We start from the raw sequence: 16207 nt of genomic DNA on the forward strand, positions 1-16207 counted from the left end.
GCATTGCCTTTGCCGCTGCCGGCGCAGCCGTTTAGCATGGCCGCAAACAAAACAGGAGCGACCATGTTCAGAACAACCCTGCTGGCAACCCTGCTGGCTGGCCTGGCGAGCGCCGCAGCGTCGGCGCAGGCGCCCGCTGGCGCGACAAGCGCCGAGACGGCCGGGCTGCGCGCGGCTGCGCCGCGCCTGCCCCAGGCCGGTAACCCGATCAATCCGGAGCTGGACGGCTACAAGCGCTGGCTGAGCAAGGACGGTGACCGCGCCGCGGCGCTGGCCGTCGATACTTCCCTCGCCGACAACATCGTGTCGTGGCAGATGCCGCACGGCGGCTTCTACAAGCTGCCGGCGAAGTATGCGGCGCGCTGGGACGGCAAGGCCGCGCGATCCGGCTGGCTCGGCAACGGCGTCGAACTCGGCACCATCGACAACGACGCCACGGTCGACGAGATCCTGGTGCTGGCCGACGTCTACGCCCGCACCGGCAATGCCGCCTACCGCGACAGCGCGCGCCGCGCGATGGACTTCCTGCTCGCGATGCAGTACCCGTCGGGCGGCTTCCCCCAGGTCTATCCCTCGCGCGGCGCCAACAGCTATTCGAACCACGTCACCTTCAACGATAACGCGATGGTGCGCGTGTTGCTGCTGCTGGACCGCGCCGCGCGCCGCGAAGCGCCGCTGGCGGGCGAGCTGTTCACGCCCGGACAGCACGCACGCTTCCAGCCGGCGCTCGAGCAGGCGGTCGACTTCATCCTGCGCGCGCAGATCGTGCAGGATGGCGTCAAGACCGTCTGGTGCGCCCAGCACGATCCGTTGAGCTACGCGCCGGTGACGGGTCGGTCCTTCGAGCTGCCCTCGAAGAGCGGGGCAGAATCGGCCCTGATCACGGAGTTCCTGATGACCCGGCCGCAGACGCCGCAGGTGGCGGCGGCGGTCAAGGCGGCCCTGGCCTGGTACCGGCGCGACGCGGTGCAGGCGAAGGATACCGCCTTCGATCCGCGCGGTACCCGTGCCCTCGGCGTCTCGCCGTTCGTGCACAGCCCGGGCAATACGATGTGGTACCGCTTCTACGACCTCGCTACCGACACGCCGTTCTTCAGCGGCCGCCTGCCGACCGACAAACCGCCCGGGGTCGGCCAGCAGTACGACATCATGAGGGTCGGCGCCGAGAGCCGGTATACGTATCAGTGGGGTGGCAGCTATGGTACCGCTTTGCTGGCTTATGCGGCGAGAGTCGGTTATTGAAGCGGGTTTCGTAGGGTGGGCAGGTTTCTGCCCACTCGCTCAACTAAAGGAGGCGTCACTACAGTGCATCCGTGAGTTGAACGCGTGGGCGGCGGACCGCCCACCCTACTGGGTCCAGCGCCTGGCGTTCGCGTCCCACACGACGCTTTGACCCGCCGAGAGCTGCACGGTCTGGCTCACGCCGCCATGACGCAGGTTTAGCGGCTCCCCACGCAGCGAGCGCACGCGGCTTGAAACCATTTTGCCATCCTTCCGCGCGATATCGACTTCGAACCCACCGCGCGCCCGCTCTGGCGGTCGGCCTCGCTGCGCTGGCCGAGGTCGGCCACGAACAGCGCCGCGGTGGGGCCGAACCGGCGTCCGCCGGTTGGAGGAGCGGATGCGGCGGGCAGCGCCACCGCGGCCAGGATGAGCACGAACAGGCGCTGCGCGATGGACGTCGACATCATCAAGGCATCGAGATGTTCACACCGGGCGCATCCCCGCTGCTGATGTTGATGTTGGCCGAGGCGCCGGTCTTGTTGATGTAGCCGGTCGCCAGCGCTTCGATCCGGTAGCGGCCGTTGCCGCCGCTGGTGGCGGCGTTCAGCGGCGTCAGGACCGTGTTCGGCTTGTACAGGGCGTACTGGATCGAAGCCCGCGCCAGGTTGGGCAGCGTGTAGTTGCCGGTCGCGAGGTCCACCGGCTGCAGGCGGTTGGTGACCGTGGTCGCGGCATTGCCGACGGCCGGGTCGGCGGTGATCGCCTGCGAGGCCATGATCCAGGTGCCGTCCGGCGGCGCCACGTTCGGCGCCACATGGCTGACCTGGCCTGAGATGGTGGCGACCGCGCTGGTGGCGAGCGGGATCGGCGCGCCGGCAGTGCCGACGCGGGTCGTGGCGCCGGCGGTGACCGGCACCGAGCCGATCACGGCGGTGGCGCGGCCATTGGCCTGGAACACCACGTCGTAGGTGTCGGCCGGGAGGCGCGGCAGCGCGAACTCGCCGGTCGTCGGGTGCGGCACGGTGGTGGCCAGGATGGTGCCGCCTTTCTGCGCGGTGATCACGGGCTTGCCGGCCAGCGCCGCCGGGGCGACGAAGCCGCCGATGCCGCTGGTGGCGAGGCTCGGCAGGCGCGGGCGCGGCCTGAACACGTAGGCCGCGCCGCGGGTCTGGATCGACTCGCAGGCGTTCATCTCGAACAGCAACTCGATCTTCTTGCCGTCTTCGACCTTGAGGTCGACCGGCACGCGCACGCCGGCGGCGGTCGCGGCGGCGGTCTCCAGCGCGACGTCGGCGGCCGCGCCGGCCGGCCGCACGCTGCCGCCGGCGGCGTCGAACACCACTTGCATCTGCGTCCAGGCGCCGGTCGGCAGCTGCACTTCGCCCAGCGCCGTGCTGGCGCCGGCCAGCGTGGTGGCGGGATGCAGGAGGTTGAGCTTCTTCGCCGGCGTGAAACTCAGTTCCGTCCAGCCGGCGGCATTGGGGTCGGTGTTGAAGTCCTGGCGGAAGCGCAGCTTGCTGATGGTGACGTTGACCGCATCGAAGCCGCAGGCCGGCGCATTCGACGCCAGGCTCACGGCCAGGGTGCTGCGGGTGGTGGGAGCGGGTGCGATATCGCCGTCGTCGTCGTCGCTGCCGCCGCCGCAGGCAGCGAGCAAGAGGGTGGCGGCCGTCGCGGACGCGACGAGGCCCCGGTAGCGGGCGGTATGAGGGTGCATGCTGTTGGTCTCCAGATGGTTTTGTTCGGCGTCGCCTGCGGCGATCGTCCGTCCGGTATGTCCCGGCCAGCGCATTATGGGACTGTCCATACCGGTTTTTCCGCGCTTGCAAAAAATTCTCAAGCCCTTGGCGGTTTTCGTAACACCAAATCCACCAAGGCCCATATCAATTTCGAGCAAATGGCGCGACCCTCGTCTTCTGCCGCGAGGGGCTCTGCTAGCATCTCGCGGGATTCAACACTGCAAACAACAGGAGACAAAACGATGAGGGTTCACCCCGGCGGCGCGACGCGCCGTATCCTTGCCTACGGCCTCGCCACGCTGGCCGCGTCGAGCCAGGCGCAGGCGCAATCGCCAGCGGAGGCGCGCGCCGCGCAGCTGGTATCGCAGATGACGCTGGAAGAGAAAGCGGCCCAGATCCAGCATCGGGCGCCCGCCATCCTGCGCCTGGGCATCCCCGGCTACAACTACTGGAACGAGGGCCTGCACGGCGTCGCGCGCCAGGGCGAAGCCACCGTGTTCCCGCAGGCGATCGGCATGGCCGCGACCTGGAACGTGCGCCTGGTCGAGGAAATCGCCGACACCACCGCCACCGAGTTCCGCGCCAAGTACCTGTCCAGGCGCCGTCCCGACGGCAGCATCGCCGGCGGCCCCGGCCTGACGGTGTGGTCGCCCAACGTGAACATCTTCCGCGACCCGCGCTGGGGCCGCGGCCAGGAGACCTGGGGCGAAGACCCGGTGCTCACCGCGCAGCTGGGCGCCGCCTTCATCCGCGGGCTGCAGGGCAAGGATCCCGAACATCCGAAGACCGTGGCTGCCGTCAAGCACTACGCGGTGCACAGCGGCCCCGAACCGGACCGCCACAGCTTCGACGTCCACCCTTCGGCGCATGACGTGGTCGACACCTACCTGCCGGCCTTCCACACCGCGGTGGTGGACGCGAAAGCGCAGTCGGTGATGTGCGCTTACAACCGGGTCGACGGCATCCCGGCCTGTGCCAACGAAGCCTACCTGAAGGACCTTCTGCGCCGCGACTGGAAGTTCGACGGCCACGTGGTGTCGGACTGCGCGGCGATCGCCGACATCCACATGACCAACAAGCATGGCTACGTCAAGACGCCGGAAGAGGCGGCGGCGATCTCGATCCGCGCCGGCACCGACCTGTTCTGCTCTGCGGGGAACAAGGACACGGCCGACCCCGCGATCACGGTCAATGCGGTGAGGCAGGGCCTGGTGACCGAGGCGGAACTGGACCAGGCGGTGCGCCGCCTGATGGTGGCGCGCGTGCGCCTCGGCCTGCTGGACGCGCCCGGCCAGGGCCCGTACGCCGCCATCACCGCCAAGGATTTCGACACCCCGGCCCACCGCGCGCTGTCGACCCGCGCCGCGCGCGAATCGATGGTCCTCTTGAAGAACGATGGCCTGCTGCCGTTCAAGAAGGACCCCGGCAGCATCGTCGTCATCGGCCCGAACGCCAACAGCGTCGACGCCCTGGTCGGCAACTACAACGGCACGCCCTCGCAGCCGATCACGGTCTACGCCGGCGTCAAGGCGCGTTTCGCCACGTCCCAGGTCAGCTTCGTCGAGGGCACCGGCTGGGTCGGCCCGCCCCTGGAAGACGTGCCCGACGCCGCACTGTGCGTCGACGCGGCCTGCACCAAACCCGGCTTGCAGGCGGAGGAGTTCAAGGGCACCAAGGTGACGGGCAATCCCGTTGCCTCTCGCGTGGAGACCAATGCCCGTGTCGCATGGGGCACGCCGACCCGCGTCGAGCGCGCCGGCGCGATGCGCTGGACCGGCTACATCCGCGCCAGCGAAACCGGCGCCTTCAACTTCCGCTACTCGGGGGAGAGCGGCTACCGCATCTGGGTCGACGACAAGCTGGTCGCCGATGTCTGGGACATTGCCTGGCCGACCTCGGACACCGACATCGAACTGAAGGCCGGCCAGGCCTACAAGATCCGGGTCGAGGCGATGCAGAAGGGCACCCGCGGCGACCATCGCCTGCAGTGGAGCCAGCCGGGTTCGAGCGACAGCCTCGCGCTCAAGGCCGCGCAAGGCGCCGACGTCGTCGTCTTCGTCGCCGGCCTGACCGCGCGCTTCGAAGGCGAGGCGATGAGCGTCAAGGCGCCCGGCTTCAGCGGCGGCGATCGCACCACGCTGGACCTGCCGGCGCCGCAGCAGAAGCTGCTGGAGCGCCTGCATTCGGCCGGCAAGCCGGTGGTGCTGGTCCTGATGAACGGCAGCGCGATGAGCGTCAACTGGGCCGACGCCAAGGTCCCGGCCATCGTCGAGGCCTGGTATCCGGGCGGCGAGGGCGGCCAGGCCGTGGCCGAACTGCTGGCCGGCGACTTCAGCCCGGCGGGCCGCCTGCCGGTGACCTTCTACAAGTCCGCCGACCAGCTGCCGCCGTTCGCCGACTACGGCATGAAGGGCCGCACCTACCGCTACCTCAGGGGAGCGCCGCTATACCCCTTCGGCTACGGCTTGAGCTACACCACCTTCGCCTATGGCAAGCCGGCGCTGTCGAAAACCGCGCTGAAGGCCGGCGAGCCGCTCGAGCTGAGCGTCGACGTGCGCAATAGCGGCAGCCGCGACGGCGACGAGGTGGTGCAGCTCTACGTGTCGCGCCAGGCCGACGGCGCCCCGATCCGCTCGCTCAAGGGCTTCCAGCGGGTGCATCTGAAGGCCGGCGAGACGAAGAAGGTGAGTTTCAGGCTCGATCCGCAGGCGCTGAGCATCGTCAACGCCAAGGGCACGCGCCTTGTGCCGGCGGGTACTGCGCAGATCTGGATCGGTGGCGGGCAGCCGGGCGGCGTCAAGCCGGCGGCCGGTGTCGCTGCGACGGTCAAGGTCAGTGGCCAGAAGGTCCTGAAGCCTTACTAAAGGCTGTGTTCGCGATCGTTGGGTGAACCAAATCGCGTTGCCGAAGTCTTACGCATCGTCGAGTTAACTCATCTGGAGTGACGATGCAAAGCCCGCGCTTCGACGAATTGTTCGCTTTTCTGACCGCCGCGCCATTGTCCAGCACCGATCTTGCCCGGCTGCGCGACTGGCTCGACAGCATCCGCGACCCGGCCGAGTGCCTGGCGCTCATTGAAGCGGCCGCGGCAGGCCGGCCGTGTCCGCATTGTGCTTGCGCGCGCTTGCACCGCTCCGGCTTCGCCAGCGGCCTGCAGCGCTATCGCTGCCTGGGTTGTCGTCGCTCCTTCAATGCGCTGACCGGCACGCCGCTGGCCCGGCTGCGCAAGCGCGAGTGCTGGCTGCCATATATCAAGTGTTTGCTAGAATCGCGCACCGTGCGCGACGCGGCGCTCGCGACCGGCGTGCATCGCACGACGAGTTTTCGCTGGCGCCACCGATTCGCGCCGGGCGCCGCCCGGCACCGGCCCGCAGCATTGACGGGAATCATAGAGGCCGACGAAACCTACAGACTGGAATCGCAGAAGGGTTCGCGCACCTTGTCGCGCCCGCCGCGCAAGCGTGGTGGCGCCGCCCGGCGGCGCGGCATCAACCGCGAGCACGATTGCCTGCTGGTGGCGCGTGACCGCATCGGCACGACGCTGGACTTTCATACCGGACGTGGTCTCGTGACCGCTGCGCAACTGCGCACCTGCCTGCAACCGGTGCTGCCCGGCGACGGGCTGCTCATCAGCGATGGCGCTGCGGCTTACGTCCGGTTTGCCCTCGACGCCGGAATCATGCACGAATCCGTCAACGTGCGGGCGGGCCGGCGCGCACGCGGCGCGATCCACATCCAGAACGTGAATGGCTGGCACAGCCGCTTCAAGAACTGGCTGGTGCGCTTCAAGGGCGTGGCCAGCCGCTACCTGGCGAACTATTCCGGGTGGCAGCGATTACTGGATGCGCAAGCGTTGCGTACACCAGCGCAGTGGCTATGTGCTGCGGTACGACAAGTTCAGTGAAGGAGGCTGCGAATCCATAATTAATGCGAACACAGCCTTTTTTTTGCGTATCGATGTCGTCTCCACGCACCATGCCTGGGGTTCGTAGGGTGGGCGGCTCCACCCTGCGATGTGCAAACCCACTGCGTGAACGCCGCCCACGCGGTCAACTCCCATCCGAGCAGACGATGCGTCCATTCATGCGCCGGTTGACCGCGTGGGCGGCGCATTGCCCGCGAGCGGATCACCTATCGGAGTGGAGCCGCCCACCCTACGAGGGTGTGAAAAATTCCGCCATGGCTGCGTTGCGCCGTCTCGCCGTACAAGTGTACTGTCTTCGACGGCGCGCCTTGCCCTGGCGGTTTTTTCACACCCTCTACGGGACGCTTTGGGCCGGTAATAAAAAAGGGGCGAAGGTGCGCAAGCATCTTCCCCCCTTTCTAAACAACGACTATACGGCGTTTACAAGGTCCTGAAGTTCACCCCCACCATGATCCGGCGGCCCGAATACGCATAGTCCAGCAGGTTCGGCGTGCCGTCGCTGAACGCCGCGTAGTTCTGCTGGCTGCTCGAGGTGGTCGCGTTGCCCAGGTTGCGGCCTTCCAGGAAGAATTCGATGTTCGGTTTCCAGCGGTACGAAATCTTGGCGTCGATGAAGCGGGTCGCGTCCTTGAAGTTCGGCGAGCCCGGGTTGTACGGGAAGCGCACCATGCCGCTGGTGACGCCGGCCGCGGGGTAGTTGTTGGCGTCCTGCGAGCCGCAGCCGGCCAGGCAGTTGAAGTAGGACGCCACCGCCTGCAGCGCCACGCGCGCGCTCAGGCGTCCGTCGTCGTACCACAGCGCGGCGTTGTACGAGTAGGCGGATTCGCGCGCCACCGGCAGCGGGGTGCCGGTGAGCAGGTCGACTACGTTCTCCGACGAAGTGGCCGAGCGCAGCTTGGTGTAGTTGGCGTCGAAGCCGGTGTAGCGCAGGAACCAGGGCAGGAAGGTGAAGGCCGTCTTGGTGCCGAATTCGAGGCCCTTGCGCTTGGTGGCGGCGCCGTTCTGCCATACCGAGTAATCGAAATCGATGTCGCCCAGCGCCACGCCGGTGACCGGATCCACCAGGCTGCCGCCGCCGGCCAGCGGCAGGCTGGTCACGCCCTGGCTGATGGCCGGCCCGATCTTGCCGTCCTGCTTGAAGGCGGCGATCGAGAACATGGTGTCCTTGTTCGGATACCACTCGAAGCTCAGGTTCTGGTTGAAGTTGGTCTGGGCCTGCAGGGCCGGGTTGCCGATGGTGCCGCTGCAGCGCTGGGTGGCGTTCGGGTCGCGGTCGGCCAGGGTCTCGTCGTACTTGCAGTTGCCGCTCGGGAGCAGGTAGTTGATCGGCGGGCGCGCCACGGTCTTGGCGCCGCTGTAGCGGGTCACGAACTGGTCGGGCACCATCCACAGCGCCAGGTTCAGGCTGGGCAGGTGGTCGGTGCTGGTCTCGTTGATCGCGACCGGCATCGAGACCGCGCTTTCGATCACGCCGCCCGGCGCGCTCGGACGCAGCGGATCGTAGACGCCCGGGATGATGGCGACCGAGGACAAGGTCATCATGCCGGTCCCGCTGACCTTGTTGCGCACGTAGCGATAGCCGACGTTACCCTCGAGTTCCCAGCCGAAGGGCAGGGAGCGGTCGGTGAACGGAACATGGTCGAGCTTGAAGTCGCCCATCAGGTAGAAGGCGGTGGTGCGCTCCTTCAGGTACTGGTAAGGCTGCTGGTAGACCTTGCCGTCGCTGGCCACGCACTCCTTGACGCAGTTAAAGTTGGTGTTCGGCGTGCCGACGATCTCGAAGATCTTGTTGACGTCCAGTTCCGTCCAGTTCTGCAGCAGCGCATCCGGGCGATCCTTGGCGCCCGAGAAGAAGCCGGTCCTGGTGGCCTGGCCGGTCAGGACCTGGTTGAGCAGGGCCTGGTACTGCGCCAGCGTCAAGGTGGTGTTGCCGTTCAGGCCATGGCGCGGGTCGGCGCCCGGCAGGAAGCCGAACTGGCAGGCGTTGCCGCCGACGCCGAGCGAACCCGGGGTGTCCTGGCAGCCGTTGAAGGTGCTGCGGATGATCGGGGTCGGCAGCACGACCGCCGGCACATAGCCCGGCGTGCCGAAGGCGCCGATCGCGTCCTTGACGGTGAAGCCGCCGCTGTTGCCCGAGTTCGGGTCCCAGCTGTGGCGGATGTTGTCGCGCAGGTTGGCGCCCGACTTGATGCGGGTGAAGAAGGGAACAAGGTCTGGCGTACGATAAGTCAGGTCCAGCTTGGCGGTGCGCTCCTCGCTGTCCATCAGGCGCGGGTTGTAGTAGGTGCTCGATTGCTGGGTCAGCAGCGGCTGCTGGGCCGCGGTGTAGGCCGGCGCCGGGCGGGTGTTGGTGGCGCTGGTGCGGACCGCGCCGGTGGCGGCGCCCGGATAGGCTTGCGTGTACTGGTTCGGGTTCGACTGGTCGAAGTTGCTGCCGGACGGCGCCTCGTAGCCCCACAGGCCGTTCGGCAGCACGCTCATGGTGACCGGGCCGTAGTAGTTGGTGAACGACATGCGCTTCTGTTCGCGCTCGAAGTCCGACTTGGCCAGGCCGGCGAAGAACTCGGCGCTCAAACCCCCGTTCTTGTAGCTGCCGCCCAGCTGCAGGTACTTCGAGATCGTCTTCGCATACTCGCGGGTCTGGTCGGTGACCGCGCCGGCGTCGGAAATCGTGAAGCTGGTCAGGTGGTGGCTGGCGTCGCTGACGATCGAACCCGGGACGATGTTGGCCACCGCGCCGTTCAGGTAGGTGTTGCTGGCCATTGACGGCGAGTTGTACAGGTAGTAGCCCGAGCCAGGGGCGGGGACGCGGGTGCCGGCGGTGAGGTTGTCGACAAAGGCGGGGCCGTTGTAGGTCGGGCTGTACACGGCGTTGGCGCCGGTCGGGTTCACCTTCACGTTGCCCAGCGTGTAGGTCAGCTGGTGCATGTCGTTGTAGCGGCGGTTGTAGCTGCCCTTGGCGTAGACGATGAAGTTGTCGGTGACCTTGAAGTCGGCGCGCAGGTCCAGGTTCTGGCGCTTGTCTTCCTCGCGCTTCACGAAGGAGCGGATGTTCGACGGCGTGTAGTCGTTCCACTGGTTCAGGCAGGTGGTCAGCTCGTTGATGCGCTGGGCCTGGGCTGCGCCGCGGCTGCTTGATGCGATCGGCGCGGTCTCGGCGGCCGTGAGCACCGGGAAGGCGGCGTAGCAGTCGGCTTTGGTCTTGGCGGCGGCCGAGCGGGTGATGATGTCGAGCGGGGTGTTCGAGTTGAAAACGCCGCCGGCCGCCAGGGGCGACGCCAGCATCGGCTGGCGGGTATTGGAATCGGCCTGGTTCACCGTGGAGGGGTTGAAGGTGAAGGTCTTTTCCGGCGAGTTGTCGAAGTCGGCCAGGCGGTAGTAGCCGGCGCGGCCGGCGTTGGACGGCTGCACCGAGTGCGCCTCGTTGGCGAGCGTGGTCGAGGAGGCGTTCGCCAGCAGGCCCAGGCGCCCGTTCATGAATTTGTCGGACAGGATCAGGTTGGCGTCCGGCTCCCACTTCTTGTTGAGCGAGCTTTGCGAGGCGCCCAGGCGCAGCGAGGCGAAGGGCTTCTTGAAATCGAGGCCGCTGCGGGTCTGGATGCGGATGCCGCCGCCCAGCGAGCCTTCGGTCATGTCGGCGGTCGAACCCTTGACCACGTCCACGCTCTTGATCAGGTCCGCCGACAGCTGGCGGAACTCGGTGCCGCGGCCCGATCCGCCGCCCGCCTGGTCGGTGCCGCCGGCCGACTGCACGCCCTGGCCGTCGAGTTCGACGCGGGTCAGGTCGGGGCCATTGCCGCGCACGGCGACGCTGACGCCTTCACCGAAGTCGCCGCGGTCGAGCGCGATGCCGGACATGCGCGAGATCGCTTCGCCGACGTTGCGGTCCGGGAGCGAACCGACGTCCTCCGCGACGATCGAATCGATGGCGGTGGCGGCGTTCTTCTTGCGCTCGATGCTCGACTGCTGCGAGGCGCGGGTGGCGACCACCTTGACCTGGGTGACCTTGGCATCGGCCGCGGCCAGTTCCTCCGCCGGCGTCTGCGGCGTGGTCTCCTGGGCCTGGGCGTGGGCGGCGTTATGCGCGACGAGCGCGGCCAGCGCCAGCGAGACCGCGAGGCTCAGGTGCTTGGGTTGCGTGTACAAGGTCGGCGCGCAGCGTGTGGATGGCGTGAACTGGACAGGGCCTTGCGGCGCCTGCCTTGCGGCGTGGGTCATGAGCGTGTCTCCAGTAATACGGGCAAGCGCGCCCGTCTTTTCGAATTGATTGTTGGTCTGCCGTCGCGTGCATTTCCGACGCTTTGCAGGGCCATTTATCGTTGTGTAAAAAATGCTAGCAGAAGGATTTTCTGGAAGCGATGGGCATGCAAGGTTTTAGAAAGAATCGACATGCGGGTTGGCGGATTTTGTAATCACAGAACGAGACCATGAATACGGACGCGACGCGTCCTCCTCTTGCGAGGTGGACGCCAAGTACTAGAGGTGAACAAGTCAGGCGCTGATGTCGGTGTCGTAGCGCTTGCCGGCGATGGTGACGTTGCGCAGCTTGAAGCCGCGCACGTTGTAGGCGTACCAGGGCTTGTCGCCCGCGACGGGCGTGCCGAAGTCGCAGTCGCTGATGCTGATATTGGTCACCGGGAGCACCGGCTTGTTCTCGCTGCCGTTGTAGCTGTGCGCGACAGGACCCATCACCACGAAGGCCTGGTAGCACGAGAACGACCCTTCCGGCGTGGCCACATTCGATACGCGGATGCGCGAGACATGGACGTCCGAAATCTGCGGGGGCCGGGTGCGGATGGCATCAAAAGCCGGCGCGTAGTCGGAATCGAAGGTGATCACCGTGCCGCCGCCGGCGGACGCCAGCTGCGCCGGAATCGGGCTGCCCGGCAGCGGCTTGTAGAAGGCGGGCTTGATCTTGACGCCGTTCGGCAGCACCAGGTCGCGCACGTGGAAGTGGCGCAGGAAGCCGCCGCGCGCCATGTTCGTCTTCAGCCGCACCGCCGAGCCGAGCGGGTCGGTCTTCCAGTGCATATTGCGCACCTCGAGCTTTTCCGCATAGACGTGCTCGATGCCGCCGCCCATCTCGCTGCCCAGGGTCACGGCGCCGTGGCCCGAGTTCATCACGCTGTTCTGGATTACCACGTCGCGGGTCGGGCCGTACCCCGTGTCGCGGCCCTTGCCGGCCTTGATCGCGATGCAGTCGTCGCCGGTGTTGAACAGGCAGTCGTCCAGCAGCACGGTGTCGCAGGATTCCGGGTCGAACCCGTCCGAGTTCGGGCCCATGCTCTCCATCCGCACCTTGGCGATGTGCACGTTGCGGCAGGCCACCGGGTGGTGGATCCAGAACGGCGTGGCCGTCACCTGGTAACCCTGCATCAGCACGTCGGTGCAGCCGACGAACTCGATCATGCAGGGACGCAGGTAGTGGCCCTTGCCGAACACGCGCTTCTCGACCGGCACGCCGGCCTCGGACAGCGCGGGCAGGAACTTCTCGTCGCTGCGCCAGTTGGCGCCGGTCTCGATGCGCGCGCGTTCTTCCACAGACAAGCCGGGCGCCAGGCCGGCCAGCGATTCCGGGTTGCGCGGGTTGACCACGCCCTGGCGCGCATGCGCGTTGACGGCGGTCTTGCCGCTCCAGGCCCACCAGTGCTCGCCGCTGCCGTCCTCAAAAGTCACGCCACCCTGGCCGTTCAGGATGCTGGTCCAGTCCTCGCCCGTGATCGCGATGTTCTTCTGATTGCGCGCATAGACCATCGGCGTGTAGTTCAGGCAGTCGTTGCCCTGCCAGCGCGACAGCGACAGCTTGCCATTCGGGCCGCAGTCGTATTCGCCGTGTTTCGCGTAGTCGGCCGGGTTGGCGCTGAAGTGCACCTGCGCGCCCTTGGCCAGGTGGACGTGCACGTTCGAGAGCAGCACGATCGGGCCCTTGCAGTGCCAGTGGCCGGCCGGGATCAGCACGCGCCCGCCGCCCGCCTTGCTCGCCGCCTTGATGGCGGCATCGATGCCGGGCCAGGCATCTGGCGAGCCTGGCGCCGGCGTCTGCACCTCGGCCTTCGCGCCGCTGTCGCTGTCCAGCCAGGCTTGCACGGTCACCATGCGGCAGGGTTTGGCGCCGTGCGCGGTGATCGGGAAGTCGCGCTGCGGGAAGGAGAGCGGCCTGGTGAAGCGGGCGCGGATGCGGTCGGCGCGCGCCCAGGGATCGTCCTGGGCCATGACGAAGCCAGGGGAAAGCAGCGAGGCGGCGCCGGCGCCTTTGAGCAGCGTGCGCCGCTGCGGGTTCGATGGGTGCATGGTCATGGTGCCTTGGTACGGTAGTGGTAGGTCTTGACCTTGTCGGTGATCTCGACCCGCGGGTTGTTCAGCAGCTTGATGATCTCGGCGCCGGCCAGCAGCACCGGGCCGTAGCCGGCCATGGCGTTCACGCTCACCGGGCGGTTGTAGTAGTAGACGTTGTCGCCGGCCAGCGTGGTGGCGACCACGCCGTCCTCGATGCCGCCGTGCGGGTTGATGCGCGAGGACACGCCGCCCCATCCGGCCTGGGCGATGCTGCCGTAGGTCGTGGGGCTGATCCAGCCCTGGTTGATGGCGTGGGCGATCGCATACACGAACATGGCGCTGCCGGAGGTCTCGAGGAAGGAATCGTGGCGGTCCAGCATCTGGTGCCACAGGCCTTCGCCCGACTGCTGCTGGGCGATGCCGCGCAGCGCGCGCCGATGCTGCGCCAGCACCTTCTGGTAGCCGGGGTGGTTCTTCGGCAGCACGTCGAGCAGGTCGGACAGCGCCAGCACCGCCCAGCCGTTGGCGCGGCCCCAGTAGAACTGCGGCAGGTCCTGCTCGTGCAGGTGGATGCCGTGGGTGTACAGGCCGGCCTGGCGGTTGAACAGGTAGCCGGACAGCTGCAGCGCATTCTTCACCGCGTCGTCGTAATAGCGCCGCTGCCCCGTCATGCGGCCCAGTTCCGCCAGCGCCGGGATGCTCATGTACATGTCGTCGGCCCACACCGACCACGCCTGCGGGCGGTTGCGCGCCAGGGTGCCGTCCTTCAGGCGCACCTGCTGCCTGTGCACCCAGTCGCCGCTGAAGGCGATCTGCGCCGACAGGTCGGGCCCGATGCCGGCCAGGCGGGCGCGGATCATGGCGGCGGTCATCGAGCCGGCATCGTCCAGCGCATGCGGCTTGATGAAGCGCGCGAAGCTGTTGGCGCGGCCCAGCTTGAACTGCGCCTCCTGGGCGCGGAAGTAGGGCGTGCGCTCCGCGAAGAAGGCCAGGTGGCGCTCGGTCAGCGCGGTCCAGCGCGCGTCGCCCGTGAGCGCGCGCATGTTCATCAGGCCCGCGTGCACCACGCCCATCTCGTAGTTCATGATGCCGAAATCGTTGGGCGAAGGCGCGACGATAGCGCCGGCGATCGGCTGGGTGAAGTCGGTGACCTGGTCGCCGGTCTGCTTGTCCACGATGCGGCTCGGCGTGGCGCGGTCGACGAAGTCGCGCACCCGCTCGAGCTGGGCGGTGATCTCGGCAACCACCGGCAGCTTGTAGGGCACCGGATAGGTCCCTTCCAGCGGGTCCTTCAGGTTCTTGTTGTCCGGGTTGCGGTAAGGCCCGGACGCATTGGCCGTATCAAGCGCGCCGGCCGCGAACAGCACGGCCAGCAGCAAGGGAATGGTCTTCTTCATCGTCTGCTCTACTTACCGGCTCACGCGGAAGTAGTCGACATCCATGTGGGCGCCGGAGGCCCTGGCGGCATCGCTGGCGCTGTACAGGCCCATCTGGGCGCCGACCCAGTGGCCCTTGGTCGCGGCGAAGGATGCGCCGGCCGGCGTGAAGTCCTTGCCGTCCACGCTGTAGAAGAAGCGCGCCTGGGCGCCTTCCGCCATCGTCATGCGCAGGTTGACGGTGTTCGGCGCCTTCGCCAGCAGGACGGTTTCGGTTTCCTGGCAGCGCGGCTTGACCGGCTCGCACACGGTGTAGACCAGCTGCAGCGCGCCGTTCTGCCGGCGCAGGCCGATGGCGGCATAGGTCTGGCCGTTCAGGATCAGGCCCGCGCGGTCGCCGTCCGCCGCCTTTTGCAGCTCGATGCGGGTATCGACCGTGAAGGCGGTGGCGGGCAGCTTCTGGGTCAGGATGTTCGGCGCGGCGCGCACATAGCCCCTGGTTTCCGGGAAGGCGGCGACGGGCAGGCGCAGGAAGCCGGGGCGGGCCGTGAGCGAATGCCAGCCGGCTTGCGGATTGGCGTTCCACTGCCACTGCAGGCCGAGCGTCTTGCCGGCGAATTCGTCGGTGGTGGGCGGCACCGCAACTGGCTGGCCGGCGACCGGTTTCACCCATTCCGTCACCGGGTTGCCGACGCCTGCTTTCGGCCCTTCCTGGCCGATGATCGGCCAACCGTCCTTCCACGTCATCGGCTGCAGGTGGGTCACGCGGCCGTAGGCCTTGCGGTCCTGGAAGTGCACGAACCAGTCCTTGCCGTCCTGGGCGCGCATCCAGGCGCCCTGGTGCGGGCCGTTGATGTGGGTCGGTCCCTGTTCCATCACGATGCGGTCTTCGTACGGGCCGTCGATGCGGCGCGAACGGAACACCGATTGCCAGCCTTCCTCGACGCCGCCGGCCGGCGCGAACACGTAGTACCAGCCTTCATGCTTGTACAGCTTCGGCCCTTCCAGGGTGCGGTAGCCGGGCAGCTTGTTGCCGTCGACGATGACCTTGCCTTCGCTGTCGAGCAGGCGCTTGCCGTCCGGGGACATGCTGCGCAGGGTGATGATGTTGTTCTTGCCGGCGCGGCTCTTGGCCCAGGCGTGCACCAGCCAGGCCTTGCCGTCCTCGTCCCACAGCGGGGCCGGGTCGATGATGCCCTTGCCGGGCAGTAGCAGGTGCGGCTCGCTCCACGGACCGGTGAAGCTGGTGGCGGTGGTCACGTAGATGCCGTGGTCCGGGTCCGGGTAGAAGATCCAGAACTTGCCGTCGTGGTGGCGCAATGACGGCGCCCATACGCCGGCGCCGGTGCGCGGCACCGAGAAGTGCTCGACCGGCGCCTGCTTCGGCAGGGCGTGGCCGACCAGGGTCCAGTTGACCAGGTCCTTCGAGGTCAGGAGCGGCAGGCCGGGCGCGCTGTTGAAGCTCGAGGCGGTCATGTAATAGGTGTCGCCGACGCGCACCGCGTCCGGGTCCGAGTAGTCGGCGTTCAGGATCGGGTTCTGGTACTTGCCGTTGCCGAGGTCCGCGACCCAGGGGACATTGGCCGGGGCGGCATGGACGGCGCCGGCCAGGAGGAGCGACAGGAAGAGGGTGGAGGTGCGTGGCGTCATGGTCGTCATGGAGTGCT

Annotated in this window: 9 protein-coding genes; 3 read left to right on the top strand and 6 right to left on the bottom strand. The window is 67.5% G+C overall.

Annotated elements, in window-relative coordinates; all coding sequences use genetic code 11:
- Window positions 1-63: 63 nt before the first annotated feature.
- Window positions 64-1242 carry a pectate lyase gene (pelA, locus tag LQ564_RS22095; protein WP_231060274.1) on the top strand — a complete coding sequence of 393 codons (1179 nt, stop codon included), beginning with the start codon at window positions 64-66 and terminating at the stop codon, window positions 1240-1242.
- A gap of 197 nt (window positions 1243-1439) precedes the next feature.
- Here the strand turns inward: pelA and LQ564_RS22100 are convergent, their stop codons facing one another.
- Window positions 1440-1691, bottom strand: a complete 252-nt coding sequence (locus LQ564_RS22100; RefSeq protein WP_231060275.1) for a hypothetical protein — start codon at window positions 1689-1691, stop codon at window positions 1440-1442.
- Window positions 1691-2941, bottom strand: coding sequence for a DUF4382 domain-containing protein (locus LQ564_RS22105; RefSeq protein WP_231060276.1), 1251 nt, complete (start codon window positions 2939-2941; stop codon window positions 1691-1693). Before LQ564_RS22105 ends, LQ564_RS22100 begins: the two co-directional genes overlap by 1 nt.
- 264 nt (window positions 2942-3205) lie before the next feature.
- On the opposite strand from LQ564_RS22105, the gene LQ564_RS25870 reads away from it, so the two are divergent.
- Window positions 3206-5827: a glycoside hydrolase family 3 C-terminal domain-containing protein gene (locus tag LQ564_RS25870; protein ID WP_269143646.1), complete on the top strand. Its 2622-nt coding sequence runs from the start codon at window positions 3206-3208 to the stop codon at window positions 5825-5827.
- Window positions 5828-5910: 83 nt separating this feature from the next.
- The gene (locus LQ564_RS22120; RefSeq protein ID WP_231060277.1) at window positions 5911-6867 is read left to right on the top strand and encodes an IS1595 family transposase; all 957 of its coding nucleotides are present in this window, start codon (window positions 5911-5913) and stop codon (window positions 6865-6867) included.
- 441 nt (window positions 6868-7308) lie between these two features.
- Here LQ564_RS22120 and LQ564_RS22125 read toward each other — a convergent pair whose 3' ends face one another.
- From LQ564_RS22125 to LQ564_RS22140, 4 genes are all read right to left on the bottom strand, one after another.
- On the bottom strand, window positions 7309-11106 hold the full coding sequence (locus LQ564_RS22125; RefSeq protein WP_231060278.1) for a TonB-dependent receptor: 3798 nt from the start codon (window positions 11104-11106) through the stop codon (window positions 7309-7311).
- Between the two features lie 273 nt (window positions 11107-11379).
- Window positions 11380-13185: a glycoside hydrolase family 28 protein gene (locus LQ564_RS22130; protein WP_231060279.1), complete on the bottom strand. Its 1806-nt coding sequence runs from the start codon at window positions 13183-13185 to the stop codon at window positions 11380-11382.
- Window positions 13182-14561, bottom strand: a complete 1380-nt coding sequence (locus LQ564_RS22135; RefSeq protein ID WP_231060280.1) for a glycoside hydrolase family 88/105 protein — start codon at window positions 14559-14561, stop codon at window positions 13182-13184. The genes LQ564_RS22130 and LQ564_RS22135 overlap by 4 nt, the downstream gene beginning before the upstream one ends.
- Window positions 14562-14573: 12 nt before the next feature.
- A complete protein-coding gene (locus tag LQ564_RS22140; RefSeq protein WP_231060281.1) occupies window positions 14574-16199 on the bottom strand; it encodes a glycoside hydrolase family 43 protein in 1626 nt (541 codons plus the stop codon).
- Window positions 16200-16207 lie beyond the last annotated feature (8 nt).

This window comes from Massilia phyllostachyos (genome assembly GCF_021044825.1).
GTDB lineage: Bacteria > Pseudomonadota > Gammaproteobacteria > Burkholderiales > Burkholderiaceae_D > Telluria > Telluria phyllostachyos.

Excerpts from the sequence above, each read along its gene's own strand:
- pelA (WP_231060274.1), top strand. The coding sequence starts at position 64 with ATGTTCAGAACAACCCTGCTGGCAACCCTGCTGGCTGGCCTGGCGAGC.
- LQ564_RS22100 (WP_231060275.1), bottom strand. The coding sequence starts at position 1,691 with ATGATGTCGACGTCCATCGCGCAGCGCCTGTTCGTGCTCATCCTGGCC.
- LQ564_RS22105 (WP_231060276.1), bottom strand. The coding sequence starts at position 2,941 with ATGCACCCTCATACCGCCCGCTACCGGGGCCTCGTCGCGTCCGCGACG.
- LQ564_RS25870 (WP_269143646.1), top strand. The coding sequence starts at position 3,206 with ATGAGGGTTCACCCCGGCGGCGCGACGCGCCGTATCCTTGCCTACGGC.
- LQ564_RS22120 (WP_231060277.1), top strand. The coding sequence starts at position 5,911 with ATGCAAAGCCCGCGCTTCGACGAATTGTTCGCTTTTCTGACCGCCGCG.
- LQ564_RS22125 (WP_231060278.1), bottom strand. The coding sequence starts at position 11,106 with ATGACCCACGCCGCAAGGCAGGCGCCGCAAGGCCCTGTCCAGTTCACG.
- LQ564_RS22130 (WP_231060279.1), bottom strand. The coding sequence starts at position 13,185 with ATGACCATGCACCCATCGAACCCGCAGCGGCGCACGCTGCTCAAAGGC.
- LQ564_RS22135 (WP_231060280.1), bottom strand. The coding sequence starts at position 14,561 with ATGAAGAAGACCATTCCCTTGCTGCTGGCCGTGCTGTTCGCGGCCGGC.
- LQ564_RS22140 (WP_231060281.1), bottom strand. The coding sequence starts at position 16,199 with ATGACGACCATGACGCCACGCACCTCCACCCTCTTCCTGTCGCTCCTC.